10 protein-coding genes are annotated in these 15,176 nt (G+C 43.4%); 7 read left to right on the forward strand and 3 right to left on the reverse strand.

Features of this window, described 5'->3' with window-relative positions; translation table 11 throughout:
- Positions 1-63: 63 nt before the first annotated feature.
- Positions 64-1,224, reverse strand: coding sequence for a glycosyltransferase family 2 protein (locus tag ACFPFU_RS16315; RefSeq protein WP_377065955.1), 1,161 nt, complete (start codon positions 1,222-1,224; stop codon positions 64-66).
- Positions 1,225-1,431: 207 nt separating this feature from the next.
- Here ACFPFU_RS16315 and ACFPFU_RS16320 point away from each other — a divergent pair, with 207 nt between their 5' ends.
- A complete protein-coding gene (locus ACFPFU_RS16320) occupies positions 1,432-5,553 on the forward strand; it encodes a response regulator (protein WP_377065957.1) in 4,122 nt (1,373 codons plus the stop codon).
- A 322-nt stretch (positions 5,554-5,875) separates the two neighbouring features.
- On the opposite strand, the gene ACFPFU_RS16325 is transcribed toward ACFPFU_RS16320, so the two are convergent.
- On the reverse strand, positions 5,876-6,574 hold the full coding sequence (locus tag ACFPFU_RS16325; RefSeq protein ID WP_377065959.1) for a LytR/AlgR family response regulator transcription factor: 699 nt from the start codon (positions 6,572-6,574) through the stop codon (positions 5,876-5,878).
- 55 nt (positions 6,575-6,629) lie between these two features.
- On the reverse strand, positions 6,630-7,283 hold the full coding sequence (locus ACFPFU_RS16330) for an acyltransferase (RefSeq protein WP_377065961.1): 654 nt from the start codon (positions 7,281-7,283) through the stop codon (positions 6,630-6,632).
- A 206-nt stretch (positions 7,284-7,489) separates the two neighbouring features.
- On the opposite strand from ACFPFU_RS16330, the gene ACFPFU_RS16335 reads away from it, so the two are divergent.
- From ACFPFU_RS16335 to ACFPFU_RS16360, 6 genes are read left to right on the forward strand one after another with little or no spacing between them, the layout of a single operon-like run.
- Positions 7,490-8,203: a TolC family protein gene (locus ACFPFU_RS16335; RefSeq protein ID WP_377065963.1), complete on the forward strand. Its 714-nt coding sequence runs from the start codon at positions 7,490-7,492 to the stop codon at positions 8,201-8,203.
- A gap of 1 nt (position 8,204) precedes the next feature.
- Positions 8,205-10,343 carry a GumC family protein gene (locus ACFPFU_RS16340; RefSeq protein ID WP_377065965.1) on the forward strand — a complete coding sequence of 713 codons (2,139 nt, stop codon included), beginning with the start codon at positions 8,205-8,207 and terminating at the stop codon, positions 10,341-10,343.
- Positions 10,344-11,783: an O-antigen ligase family protein gene (locus ACFPFU_RS16345; protein WP_377065967.1), complete on the forward strand. Its 1,440-nt coding sequence runs from the start codon at positions 10,344-10,346 to the stop codon at positions 11,781-11,783.
- Complete coding sequence (locus tag ACFPFU_RS16350; protein WP_377065969.1) at positions 11,776-12,687, forward strand: glycosyltransferase family 2 protein; 912 nt, start codon at positions 11,776-11,778, stop codon at positions 12,685-12,687. Before ACFPFU_RS16345 ends, ACFPFU_RS16350 begins: the two co-directional genes overlap by 8 nt.
- Before the next feature lies 1 nt (position 12,688).
- Positions 12,689-13,819 (forward strand): glycosyltransferase family 4 protein, encoded by a 1,131-nt coding sequence (locus ACFPFU_RS16355; RefSeq protein WP_377065971.1) that lies wholly within the window; start codon positions 12,689-12,691, stop codon positions 13,817-13,819.
- Positions 13,819-15,153, forward strand: a complete 1,335-nt coding sequence (locus tag ACFPFU_RS16360) for an oligosaccharide flippase family protein (protein WP_377065973.1) — start codon at positions 13,819-13,821, stop codon at positions 15,151-15,153. The genes ACFPFU_RS16355 and ACFPFU_RS16360 overlap by 1 nt, the downstream gene beginning before the upstream one ends.
- Positions 15,154-15,176: the final 23 nt, after the last annotated feature.

Genomic DNA, 15,176 nt, shown 5'->3' on the forward strand with positions numbered 1-15,176 from the left:
GCGGATTTTACGGAATTGAAAATTATATGCAGGAACTCCAATCGGTTCCGGTTAGAAACACTTTTATTTTCTTTTCGCTTTCTCCCAAACCCCTTTTTGGTTGCCTTTAAGGAACCTGAAAAGCCCCGCCAGCACCGCGTAATTCATCATACAGAAGTAATAAGGAACAAAAAGGATTTTAAGCCTAACCTGCTTGTTTTCCATAATATATCCCGCCAAAGCAGCCAGGTAAAACAAGACCTGACCCACCATAACCACCTGATAAATCAAGCCGGCCTCCCAGAGAAGCAGGTTTAGAAAAAAAATCAATATCAATAAAAACGGAGTGACCGTCCATCGAAGCACCCGGTGAGACAGATATTGAAAATAAAGCACCGGTTGGTTCCACGGGGTGATTTTGAACCATAAACGCTTCATAGATTGCCAGCCTCCGGCACTGATCCGAACCTTTCGCTTCAGCTCTTCCTTCACAGATGATGAAGCGGATTCCATCGCATAGGCCTCCGGTTCATAAACAATTTTGTAGCCTTTTGAAGCTATTAGCATCGATTGCATAAAATCATCCAGAACGGTATCTTCAGGCAACTCCTCATAAAGAGAGGATCTGAAGGCAACCAACTCCCCCGCAGCTCCCACCGCGCTGTACAATTCTGAATCCAGCCTCTTCAAAAAAGACTCATACTTCCAATAAAGTCCCTCCCCTGATGCACTGGCTGTATCGCTGACATCTGACAAAACCCTCTTTTCCCCAGCCACACATCCCACGGTTTTGTCTTTAAAATGTCTTATTATGTTTTTTAAGGCTCCGGGGTTAAGGAGTGTATTCGCATCAGTGAATATCACAAAAGGAGTGGTGACGAAACGCATGGCCCGGTTTTCGGCAGCCGTCTTTCCCGCTCTCCGGTCCTCATGCATCAAGGTGACCTGCGGATAGCCTTCCAGAATTTCGCGGAACCCATCCGTGGACCCGTCAGTGATAAAATAGATTTTGAGCAGCTTGGAATCATAATCCAACTGAAGACAGTTCAATACCTTATTTTTCAATACGTCGGCCTCATTATAACAGGGAACCACCAAACTTACCTCGGGAAAAAAGCCGTCGGAAACAGGCTTTCCGGTTCTTGAAAGTTTTTTTAATACCACCAACAAATAAAGAAGCAACCCATAGCCCAAAAAAGCATAAAAAATGAGTCCAAGACTTATCCAAAACAAAATTTCACCCATCTCTTCTATTTATAAAATTATTTGATTTATCACATATATAATTGAATTTGGAAAGATAGCATTTGCCTTTAAAAATTTATATTTTCATACCTAATACAATGACCTGTTTCATCAAAATTTTCGGCACATCAAGGAAAGTATCTAAATTTATTTTTATTTTGAAGGGTTAAATATAGAAGTATTGAATTTAGGATAAAAATTCCCGTAATGACAGATTTTGTACCATCAAATCATCCATCACAACCTCCTGCTGCGCCACGCAATTATTATTTGGGAAAAGGAATAGAAAACAAAGACCTTGCCCGAATTGTAAAACTGGCCAGAAGTCTTACGGGATGTCCTATTGCCTGTATCAGTTTTATAGAAAATGAACACATTTGGATAAAAGCTTCCGAAGGCCTGTCTATAAAAGAAATTTCCATTGAAAAATCTTTTGATCAATTCGTACTGTCAAAATCTACATTTTTCGAGGTCACCGACACATCAGAAAATGACATCTATAAGGAGTTGATCCCTGCCCAACCCCCTTACCAGGTCAAGTACTACGCAGGTGTTCCTATAAAGTCATCTGAAGGCAAAATACTTGGCATATTGGCCATAATGGACACCTCCGTACGCGATTCGCTGGACAACATAAAGAAAGAGGCTCTGGAGCTGCTATCCGAACAAGTATGGTCCAATATTCTGGAAAAAACCCTTCATTTTGATGACAGAATACTGGGAAAAGCCCTGGAGCTGTCCCAGGATCTCATCACCGTGCTTCGCTTCGATGGAAAGTTCAAAAAGGTGAATAATTCCTTCAAAAGCCTTTTGGGATATGACGAAAAAGAACTTTCCAACAAACCAATGGCAGACTATGTACATCCTGAGGATGTAGAGGGTACAATGAACAAAATCAATAAGCTGATAAACGGTGCCAAAGCCAGCAATTTTAATCATCGACTGAAAACCGTAGATGGTTCTTACAGAATCTTTTCCTGGACAGCTACCAGCGACCAAAAAAACAAATGGATTTTTGCCATAGGAAGGGATATTACGGAAGAAAAAATAAAAGAAGAAAAACTTATCGTCAGCGAGGAAAAATTCAGGTCCTTTTTTGAAAACAGCCAGGGTTTAATGCTCACACATGACTTAGAAGGAAACTTTTTGAGCATCAATAACTATGGGGCCAGATTATTGGGATATACGGTTGAGGAAATGCTTTCAAAAAACCTGTGGGACGTCATCCCTGAAAGGTTTCACGCAGAAATTCCTCCTTATTTCAGTGAGCTTCAAAAAAACGGACAGGCCAAAGGACTGATGACCACCAAACAGGCAAATGGTTCGCTAAAAGTATGGTTGTATAGTAATACCCTTGAAAAGGATTTTAATGGGAGACCCTATATAATCGGCAATTCAGTGGATGTGACCGAAAGACTCAGGCTGGAAAGAACCATCCAGAATGCAAAGGAACTTATCACTCAAACCCATATGATGGCCCGGATTGGCGGCTGGAAATATGATATTTCCAAAAAAACCTTAAGTTGGACAGATATTACCAGAACCATCCATGAAGTAAATGACAAATATGGGCCGACTTTGGACAGCTCCATTGCCTTTTATAAGGAGGGATATTATAGGAAACGCATGCAGGAATTAGTGAATTTGGCCATACAGTACGGTAAACCATGGGATGAAAAACTAAAGCTGGTCACTGCAAAGGGGAATGAGATTTGGGTGCGCACCATTGGGGACGCCCATATAGAGGAAGGTAGGTGCCTCTATCTTTACGGAACGATCCAAGACATAGATGAACAGGTCAAAAATGAAAACCAACTCATCCAAAAAGAGCAGATGCTCTCTGCCATTTCCAAAGCTACGGATGAACTGCTTTCCAACCGGAACCTGTATGAAGCCATATCCAAATCGCTTGAATTGATCGGCAAAGCAGCTGACGTGGACAGGGTCTACTTCTTTGAAAACAGTATGGATGAGAATGGCAAGGTGCTTACCTCTTCCCAAAGATTTGAATGGAGCTCTGAAGGGGTGGAGTCCCAAATCAACAATCCGGAACTGCAAAACGTACCCATTGGTTTCTTTGGCGAGTTCCTGGCCCCCTTGGAAAATGGAGATGTGTTTAAGGCCATTTTGTCAAAAATGCCCGAGAATTCCTCTACCAGGCAATTCCTCGAAAACCAAAATATCAAATCCATTCTTGTGATACCGATTTATAATGAAAAGGGCTTTTGGGGTTTTACGGGATATGACGAGTGCAAATTCGAAAGAATCTGGTCAGCGGCAGAACTGTCTCTGCTAAAAAGTTTTGCCAACAGCATCTCCAATGCGATAGACCGGAAAAAGCTGGAGGAAAACCTTCTTCAATCCAAAGAACAAGCTGAAAAAGCAAGTCGGGCGAAGTCGGAATTTCTGGCAAACATGAGCCATGAAATCAGGACGCCTTTAAACGGAATCATCGGTTTCACAGACCTGCTGTTGAGGACTCATCTCAACGAAACCCAAAACCAATATATCGGTATTGTCAATCAATCGGCTAATACCTTATTGAACATCATCAACGATATCCTCGATTTTTCAAAAATTGAAGCCGGAAAACTCGAATTGGACATTACCAAATGTGATATCCACGAATTGGCAGGACAGGCTACTGATGTGGTGTCCTATGAAGCCCAGAAAAAGGGCGTGGAAATGCTGCTGAACCTGTCTCCCGGTCTTCCTAGATATATTTACATTGATGAGGTCAGACTAAAACAAATCTTAATCAATCTTTTAGGGAATTCCGTCAAATTTACCCATAGGGGAGAAATAGAACTCAAAATAGAACTGCTTGAAGAAAAAGCGAAAAATCAGTCTTTGATCCGCTTCATGGTGCGGGATACCGGTATAGGGATTTCAGTAAATAATCAAAAGAAGATTTTCGATGCCTTTTCTCAGGAAGACGGATCCACTACTAAAAAGTATGGCGGAACCGGATTGGGCCTCACCATTTCCAATAAATTATTGGCAATGATGGGTAGCCAACTACATCTTGAAAGCTCATTGGATAAAGGAAGCACCTTTTATTTCGATATCCTGCTTGAGACGGAAAAAGGAAAAAAATCCAACCTGTCTGACGTGAGTTTCATACGCAAAGCGCTGGTTGTTGACGACAACGAAAACAACCGGCTTATTTTAAGACAAATGTTTGCTTTAAAAAACATCGAAGTGGATGAGACATCCAACGGTTTTGACGCTTTGCAAAAAATTGAAAACAGTTCGGACATCGACGTGATTTTGATAGATTTGAACATGCCTTATATGGATGGGCTTGAAACCGTCAAGAAAATCAGGGAAAACTTTAAAGACGAAAAAGCATCATTACCTGTTTTACTGCTTTACAGTTCTGCGGATGATGAATACATCCACAAAAAATGTAAAGAACTGGGTATCACCGCTAAATTGTCGAAACCCATTAAGCTAAACGAGCTCTTTAAATTTTTATCTCAGCTGCATCCGGACAATCGCATGGAAAAAGTAATAAAGCTGCCTCAGAAAACGTCTTCCATCAAAGACAAATATAAGGTGTTGATAGCCGAGGACAATTCGATAAACATGTTTTTGACAAAAACGATTATTATGAAAATTTCCCCTCACACGGAAATCATTGAGGCAAGCAATGGTTTGCAGGCTTTCCTATATGCCCAGGAATCCAAACCTGATCTTATCTTAATGGATATACAGATGCCCGAAATGAGCGGATATGAGGCTACCTTAAAAATAAAACAGATACCCGAACTGTCGTCCATACCCATTGTGGCCATTACCGCGGGTAATGTCAAGGGAGAAAGGGAACGTTGTTTGGAAGCAGGCATGGTTGATTTTGTACCAAAACCCATCGTTGAAAAAAACATCCACAGCCTGTTTAACAAATGGCTGCGAGGGGTCGACCAAAATGAAGGGGATTCCAACGGCAAAGCAGCCGCCGGTTTTCAGCCAGGGGTCACAAAAGACATTGATCATTTTAATGTTGAAAAAGTCAAAGATTATTTGGGAAATGAAAAAAAAGTAATCAATGAAGTCCTGAAACTGACCATGGATGAGCTGCAGAGATCAAATGATGTCCTTGAAAAACTGATACTTGAAAAAAATCTCGAGGCTTTCAATGCAGAAGGACATAAACTCAAAGGTTCTGCCCTGACAGCAGGACTGGACAGGCTGTATCAAATATCCGTTGACATAGAGGAACTCAATCAATTTGACTCTGAAAGGGCCAGACAATTATTTGAAGCGTTTAACAGCGAAAAAAACACCGTCCTAAAAATGATAAAGGATTATCTACAAACAGACAGCTGAAAAAAATCTTCTTATCCTACGCTTTTTATGTGTTTATAACTTGTTTTTAAGTTGCCACAACTTGTCCCGCATTCCAGACCGGGATAGCTATCGGGCCTATCGGAACCTCCCGGTGTCTGATCCACCAACTGGAGGATCATGCTGGTGTCGTGTCATAGGTTAAATGGCGCCTCCCTTCGCCTCCCCCCTCGATCCTCGCCGCGGCGAGGAAGACAGCGCGAAGGATTGCTCCGCGGCGGAACAGGGGCGCTGGGCATGCGTCAAAGTAGACGTGACACAAACTAGGTCTCATAAGATAGCTACGGCGCCTTGTTTTATTGAATCACAGAAAGTTCACACTGTTTTTCAACTGATCTCTGTACTTTGCCCCAATGGGGATGATTTTGCCGGAAACTACAGCCGTATCGTTATCAAAATCAGTTAAATAATCCAGGTTGATCACATACGACCGGTGAACCTGGATAAACTCGGGGTTGCCTGAAAGTTTATCCAGGAAATTGGCAATAGTGGATTTAATGGTATATACCTGGCTTTTGCATTTTAAGCTAATGTAATCCCCTTTGCCTTCACAATAATTGATGTCCGAAAAAAGTATTTTCTTATAAATCCTTTCGTCCTTTACAAATATAAAATCTTTAGAATAAGCATTTGGATCAATTTTTACAGAAGCTTCCCTGTATTTTTCAACACCTCTTAAAAACTGGTTGTAAGTGAAAGGCTTGGGAAGGTAATAACAGGCATTGGTCTCAAATGCTGAAATGGCATTTTCGTTGTTGGCAGATATAATGATCAACGCACCATCATATTGGCTGTGTTTCAGTATTTCAAAACCGTTCATTTCCGGCATTTCAATATCCAAAAATATCAGGTCAACTTTTCCTTTATTTTCCACAAGATAGTTCAGTCCTTCTATGGCATCTGTAAACGAGGCTTTGAGGAAAAGCTCTTTGGTTTTTGAAACATAAAAAGACAGTATCTCTATACTGGTCGGATCATCGTCTATTACTACGCAGTTGGTCATTTCAAAATTAAGTTTTATGGTAACACCCGTTAATCAAAAAGGTTTTTTCAAAACCCTACACCATCATATCGGCATCCGGTTCTACAATTTTTTTAATTATTTTTGCCGGTACACCTCCTACCAGCGTGTAAGCAGGCACATCTTTGGTAACAACCGCACCGGCGGCCACGATTGCCCCCTTTCCAATTCTCACACCCTTCAAGACCATGCTCCGTGTGGCCAGCCAGACGTCATCCCCTATGACAATTTCACTGGATTTGGCGCTGCCATCCCTGTCTTCTATCCCATGAAAATCCCCGTCCATGATGATGACTTGATTGGCGATTTGACAATTCTTCCCGATAATGATTTTTTTGCTGGCTGAGATAATGGCCGCGGTATTGATAAAAGTGCTTTCCCCTATATTCAAAACAGCCCCTGTGCCCGCATAAAGCTGGGTAACACCCATATGGGACCATATCCGGCAATGGTCGCCGATCTTGATTTTACCCCTGCCTTCAGCCCTTAAGCTTCCTCTTACCGTGACATATTTCCCCACGTCATATCTACTTAATCTAATCCTTGCATTTAAAAGCCTCAACAAACCCCGTAGCATATCAATAAAAAAACTGAAATAAACAGCCCACTTTTCTCCCATACCGCGGTATTCCCTGCCATAAATTTCCTGGCTTTTTTGTACCAGCTTCTGACGGATTCTAGCTTTTATCATACTTCAACAAAAACTTCATTCAATATAGAGCGTGAAATATTAATTTCAAAAAAAAGGATAAATTAAAAAAAATGCTATTTTTATTTTAATATTGGCAAAAAAACAATTGCAAATTTTACATATTATAAAAAATGCGACTGATATATACATAAATGAAATTAATAGTAAAAATACCCGCCTTATGCAACGGCTTAAAAATATTCTTGTTGACTAATTTTTTATTTATATGCCTCCACGGTTTTGCTCAAACTGATGAAAATACTTTTCATGCTTTTGATTTGAACAAGGACCTTGGGGGACAACTGCCCCCGCTCGATGAGTTGATCGACATGGCCATCAGCAACCATCCGACTATAAAACTCAACGAAGAACTGATCGGCTCTGCCGAAGCAAGGGTAAAGCTGGCCCGGAAATCCTGGACCAACCAACTCAGGGGATATTTTGATTATGGTTATGGAAATCAGGTAATCCTTGCCACCGGCCCCCAGGGCACTGGAGATCTGTCCAACATTGCCAATGGTTATAGAGCCGGTGCCAATATCAGTTTTCCATTATCCGAGATCTTTACCCGCAGCGACAGGATCAGCCTCCAAAAGCATGAGCTGTCTGCCACTTATTACAAAAGCAGGGAAACCGAACTTGATATTGCCAACCAAGTGATTGATGTTTATAATGATCTGCTCCTGGCTCAACGGTTAGTCGGCATAAGATATACCATGCAGGAAAAAGCAAGGGTCAGCCTGACACAAATGGAAATGGACTTTAAAACCGGCAATATAGATACGGGTGTATATATGAGAAATATGGAAATATATACCATCGCCCAATCCGAATATGAAAATGCCAAAAAGAACTTTTGGGTAGCTGTCCAAAAACTTGAAATATTAATAGGACAACCCTTAGAAAACATCATCAAATAGAATGACACTTAAACATTTCGTCAGATTAATTTGGAGCAACAAATATTGGCTCGTATTTGTACCTGTCCTGGTTGCATCAGGTGTCTATCTTTTTTCCAGCAACCTGCCGCGAAAATACGAAACAAGTGCGGTGATATTTACCAATCCCATCTCCAACAAGGGAGCCACCGAAGGTGGCGTGGTGAGGATGGATTTTTATACCTCAAACAATCTCTTTGATAACCTGACGCTGTTGGTAAAATCCAGGGAAACCGTCAAAAACACCGCCTTAAAATTATTGAGCCAGCATTTGTTGCTTTCAGGTCCTGATGAAAGGATAATCTCAGAACGGAATTATACCGAACTGGATGATCATCTTTCGCCGCAACTCAGGGAGGCACTTGTTGTAAATGAGGATAAGGAAGCTACATTCAGGAATCTGGAACGTCATCTCAAAGAGCATAAAGATTCTCCCATTGATTATCTACTGAGAGAACACCCCCACTATTCCGTGCCCAAGATCATCGATGCCCTGTACGTGGCGAGAAAAGCCAGCAGTGATATGATGGAAATCACCTTCAGGTCAGAGGATCCGGGCATTTGCTATCATACTTTGAATTTCCTTACGGAAACTTTTATGGAACGGTACGCGGGGATGAAAGAACTGGAGAACATTAATTCCATCAACTATTTTGAAGACCAACTGATCATTGCCCAGGAAAAGCTCAGGCGGGCCGAAAACGAGCTAAAGGCCTTCATTGCCGACAACAAGATACTTAACTTTTATGAACAGGGTAAGTACCTGGACATCGCCAAGCTTGAACAAGACCAGGATGAAGAAAAGGCACGCAGACTGATCGCCGGGACAAAAACCAATTTGGAAGATATAGAGGCGATGTTCGATGGCTTTGACCGCCGACAGTCAATAATTGGAAAAATTTCAGACCTCCAATCGAGAATCGTAAGCAAAAATCTCGAAATCCAGGGATTGAACATGCAGGCGGCCCGGGAAAAAAACATCAGTAGCCTGGAACACGAAATAGATTTATTAAAACGTGAAATCGACAGCGCATCTCAGGATCTTTTTAAAAACAACACCAGTCTGCAGGGCATTCAAAGACAGACTGTTTTGGATGAATGGCTCAAGCTTAAAATATCTTATGAAGAACAGATACAGGCCTTGGATGTCATGCAAGACCGAAAACAGTACCTGGACAGCAAAATTCAGGAATTTGCGCCCCTAGGTGCTGAGCTCAAAACACTCGAAAGGGAGGTGGAGGTAAACGAAAACCAATACCTTTCCATTCTTCACGGCTTGAATATGGCCTATCTGCAAAAATATGATCTTGAGATGAGCTCGCCTCAAAAACTGGTTGACATCCCGTTTTACCCCAAAACACCGCTGCCCTCCAAACGCAAGCTGTTGACAATCGGCAGCCTTTTCAGTTCGGGTATTTTTGTCCTTGCATTGGTATTGGGCTGGTCTTTGATAGACCGCACCATCAAATCCAAAGAAAAAGCCGAAAAACTGACCGGCTTAAAAGTAGCCGGAGGATGGATCAATGAAAAAAAAATCCAGAAAAACGTGCTCCGGAGTTCCCTTTTCAACAAGCTGATCAAGCAGTTTTATAACAACATCAACAAGTTTCTGCCCCAGAACGGGAAAACAAACATCATGTTCTACAGTATCCAAAGAGGTGAGGGAAAGACGTTCTTGATCAAAAAACTTGCTGAAGAATTTCAGCATCAACACAGGGATACCCTTTATTTTGGCCCAAAAGAAAAGGATGAAAATATGCCGTGTGAAGCCCGAAATTACACCTTGACGGATCATTTATGCGACCAAAATGAAAGTTATTGGGAACAAACGCTTTCCGGCATCAATAAAGACATGTTGTTATGGGAACTGCCCCATATAGAAGAGGCCCCAATGAATTTCCGCTTGATCAACCGGGCCGATATTTTGGTGCTGGTTTTGGACAGCGGAAGGAAATGGAATTCGTCTGATGAAAACCTTCTGAACGGCCTCTTGGATACTGTAAAAATCCCTCATGTGATTTGGCTTAATAACATGGAAGAAGGGGAACTGGAGGACCTGAACGGGGAAATTCCAAAAAAGAGAAGCTGGCTAAGGACCAAAATAAAGGGAATCGTATCATAAATGGATTACACCAAAAGGAATATTTTCTTGCCTGTGGCAGCCCTTATGGCAGCTTTCACCATGGGCGTTTTCATCGTTTCCACAGGATTGATCGGTGTCGCAACTTTGGCGTTCATTCCTTTTGGGCTGTTGTTCTTTTGGTACATGATGACCCATCCCAACAAGGCCATCTACGCCACGGTGATATTTGCTTTTGTGTCCATCGGTGCCAGCAGGTACATCCCGAATATTCCGTTGGGGTTAACCGTGGATTTTGGGTTGATACTTGCCCTGATCAGTGGTGCCTTTCATACCCGGATAAAAACTGACTTTTCGAAAATCAAAAATGGACTCATGCTGGTATGTGCCATCTGGATGGTTTATAATATTGTCCAGATTATCAATCCCGAAGCCCGAAGCATGGCTGCCTGGACATATGCCGTCAGAGGCTCTGCCCTGTACATGGTGCTGACCGTTCCGCTCACCCTTCTGTACGCCCCTAGGGCAAAAGATCTTGACATATTTATCAAGTTAATCCTCTTTTTTTCAATTCTTGCGGCCCTTTGGGGGCTGAAACAGCATTTCATTGGTCTTGACAATGCGGAAACCGGATGGCTGGATCAGGGACCCCGGTCCACCCATGTACTTTTTGGTAACCTGCGGATATTCAGTTTCTTTTCGGATGCCGGCCAGTTTGGTGCAGGCATCGCCCATGCCGGAGTAATAGCTGCCGTTTTGGCTATGGGGCCTTTTAAATTAAAATTAAGAATGGTTTCAGCACTTTGTGCTTTGCTTTTCTTTTACTTGATGGTACTGAGCGGGACCAGAGGGGCATTAATGGTCCCATTAGCAGGGTTTCTCGTATATTTTGGTGCTTCCAAAAATTATAAGATCATGGTTTTGGGGCTTGTAGCCTTGGGAACGGTTTTTCTGTTTCTCAAATTTTCCACGCTGGGAAATGATTACTACCAAATCCGGCGCATGCGGTCCGCTTTGGATCCACAGGACGCCTCTCTCAATGTGAGAAAAGTGAATCAGCGAAAAATGGCTGAATACCTAAAAACCAGACCTTTTGGAGGGGGGATCGGCACATCGGGATACTGGGGCCAGAGGTTCAGTCCCGGAACTTTCCTGGCTGACACCCCAAACGACAGTTGGTTTGTGAAAATTTGGGCAGAAACGGGTATCGTTGGCTTGAGTCTATACACCCTCATTCTCCTCTATATCGGCCTGATGGCCCTGTTTAAAATATGGAAAGTCGAAAACCCGCAACTCAGGCAGAAGCTGCTGGCCTTGTTGGCCGGATATGTAGGCATCGCCATGGCTTCCATAGGCAACCCGCTTCTCGGCCAAATGCCTACAGGCATCGTGCTCTATATGTCCTGGGCCTATCTGTTTCTTGCCCAGGATATGGACAGGGGACTTTTGGATAAAAGCTTGAATCCACCAAAAAATGGATAAACCGCTGATTTCCATCATCACCATCAATTACAATGGCCTGGTACACACGCTGGGGTTATTGGCCTCCCTTCAAAAAATCCGCTACCCGCATATAGAAGTGATCGTGGTAGACAATGCTTCCAGGGAGGACCCCGCAGCGATCACCGCCAACTTTCCAACAACCGTATTGCTCAAAAACCCGGTCAATGAGGGGTTTGCCGGAGGAAACAACAGGGGCATGGAAATCGCCAATGGAGATTTTTTCTTTCTTATCAACAACGACACGGAAGTTTGCCCCAATATCTTGGATGTACTGTTGGAAAGGGCCAATTCCAGGCCAAACATCGGATTGGTCTGCCCGAAAATACTGTATCATGAAAAACCCAATATGATCCAATATGCCGGATTCAGGGCCATCAACCGGATTACCGGCAGAGGCAAAGGCGTAGGCTATGGAGAGGAGGACAACGGTCAATACCAAACCCCTTCCCCTACCCACCTGGCTCACGGTGCCGCTATGTTTATTCCACGAAAAGTGGTCGAGGACATCGGAATGATGGCCGAACAATATTTCCTTTATTATGAAGAAATGGATTACTGCCAACGCATCAAAAAAGCTGGATATGAAATCTGGTATGAGCCGGAGACTTATGTGTTGCACAAAGAATCCATGAGCGTGGGAAAAAGATCCCTCCTCAAAACCTACTACATGAGCAGAAACCGATGGCTGTATCTTCGTAGAAACGTGGAATGGCCGTGGTTCCTGTTTACAACGATTTACTATGTATGCATAGCCGTCCCCAAAAATCTTCTGATGCATATCTCCAAAGCTGAATGGGACCATGTCAAGAGTTACCTCAGCGGATTTTGGAACAGCCTGTTTGTAAAACATCCGCACGACAACCCCACCATCAAACAACAATAACATGGTAATAGGCATAGAGGCACAAAGAATTTTCAGAAAAAAGCGACATGGTATGGACATGGTGGCCATAGAAATGATCCGCCATCTCCAAAAAATTGATAAGGAAAACCTGTATTTTATTTTTGTCAACGAACAGGAAGATCCCTCTTGCATTTCCCAAACGGAAAACTTTAAGATCATCACACTCCCCAAATCCCCCTACCCCATCTGGGAGCAATACCACTTGGCAAGAGCTGCGAAAAGCTACCGGCTTGATATTTTACATTGCACGAGCAATACGGCACCGGTTAGCTGTCCCGCCAAGCTTATTCTCACTTTGCACGACATTATTTACCTCGAAAGATTAAACCTGAACGAAGGAACCTGGTACCAACGGATGGGCAATCTGTATAGGCGATGGAACGTGCCCAAAATCGTCGGCAAAGCACGCAAGATCATTACGGTATCCAATTACGAAAAAAACCGGATAAGGGCGCATTTCAGGTTGGAAAATGGCCGGGTTGAAACGGTATACAACGGCGTGAGCCCACATTTTAAACCTGCTTCTGAAGAGGAACAAGCTAAAGCCAGGGAAAAATATGCATTGCCCAATGAATTTATCCTTTTTTTGGGCAACACAGACCCCAAAAAGAACTTGAAAGGGGTTCTGGCGGCCCTAAAACCCGCCTACCAATCCGGCTTGCCGTTGCCCGATATTGTTATGCCTGACTTCGGGGAACAGGCATTGGATCACTTGCTGGCTGATTTGGATGCCCTTTCCATCAGGGGCAAAATCCGGTTGACAGGCTACATTCCCAACCAGGACCTCCCGGCCATTTATAGCAGCGCCAAATTTTTCCTGTACCCCTCCCTGAGGGAAAGTTTCGGCTTGCCCATTCTGGAAGCCATGGCCTGCGGATGCCCCGTCATCACTTCCAACACCGCTTCCATGCCGGAAATCGCAGGGGATGCCGCATTGCTCGTTGACCCCTTTGACCCGGAATCCATTTCAAAAGCCATGGTGGAGCTGATGGAAAACGCCGGGCTAAGAGAAAAGCTGAGGCAAGCGGGATTCGGGCGGCCACCGCTGTTTGATTATTTGCAGGGAGCGAAACGAATACTGGGGCTGTATAAGGAAATTCACAAAAACTAATGGCAAATCAAAAATATTGGCTTACCAGTGGTTTTTACACCATGATGCACAGGGGAATTGATTTTTTCTTGGGCTTTGTTGGTTTCATGCTTCTGGTAAGGATCATTTCACCGGGAGAATTTGGAGTGTGGGTGCTGTTGATTACCATCACGGCAATCGTGGAAATGGCCAGAAACGGCTTTTTGCAAAACGGGATGATCAAATTCCTGATAGGCCGAAACATCAAAACACAATCAAAAATACAAGCATCTGCCCTGCTCCAAAATGCGCTGCTTACCCTGATTTTCATGGTGATGATTTGGATTTCTGCCGATTGGATTGAAAGGATCCTCCATGCCGACGGCCTTGCCAGTATCCTTAAAATCCATACCTATGTACTTCCGGTGTTGGTCATCCACACCCATAACCTTGTCTTGATGCAGGCAAAATATGATTTTAAAGCCTACTTTTTAGCGGGCATCAGCAAAAGCATGCCCTTTTTTTTGATGGTCCTTTATTTTTATATAGACAATCGCTCCACGAGTTTGGAAACGTTGACATGGCTCCAGAACCTGGCATGGATACTGGCTACCATGATGTCCTGTTATCAGGTAAGAAGGCATTTTCGCGTCCGAGGCGGCTGGCACAGATATTGGAACAAAAAAATCTTCCATTTTGGCAAATACGTTTTTGGCACCAACCTGATATCCATGCTTACCAACAGCCTTGACAAATTTCTCCTTGGCGCCTTGCTGTCCCCTGTACAGGTAGCCATGGCCAATGCTGCAGGAAGGGTCATGAATATGGTTGAAATCCCTGTTAACTCCATCGCGTCCATCAGCTATCCCAAAGCAGCAGCCTCTTTCGACAAAAAGCATTTCAGGGAAGTGGGTGAAACCTATGAGAAAACCCTCGGCATGATGTTGAGTATGACCGTTCCTTTTTGGATTTTCAATTTGGTCTTTGCCCACTATATCGTGTTGATCATTGCGGGAGAGGAATACCTGGATGCGGTCCCTTTCCTTAGAATTGTAGCTTTTACTGCGTTGGTAAAACCCTTTGACAGACAATCCGGCGTTTTTCTGGATGCTGTGGGAAAACCCTTTGTCAACATGCTCATGGTGACTGGAACATTCATGTACGGTGCTGTCCTGAGCTGGCTCTTTATCCAATCTTTCGGATTGATGGGGGCAGCATATGGGATTGTAACAGCTACGATGATCACTGCTGCCATCAAACAGATTATCCTCAACAGGTACATCCCTATCCGTCTGGATAGGGCCTTCCGGCATGCAAGGGACAATTACCCCCGGTTATGGAAAACCTTTATTGCCGCACTCAAAAAAGCAGATTGAAATTCAGGGCTCCCAAAAGCTTT

The sequence above is a fragment of the Negadavirga shengliensis genome, assembly GCF_042652345.1.
GTDB classification, from domain to species: domain Bacteria; phylum Bacteroidota; class Bacteroidia; order Cytophagales; family Cyclobacteriaceae; genus Negadavirga; species Negadavirga shengliensis.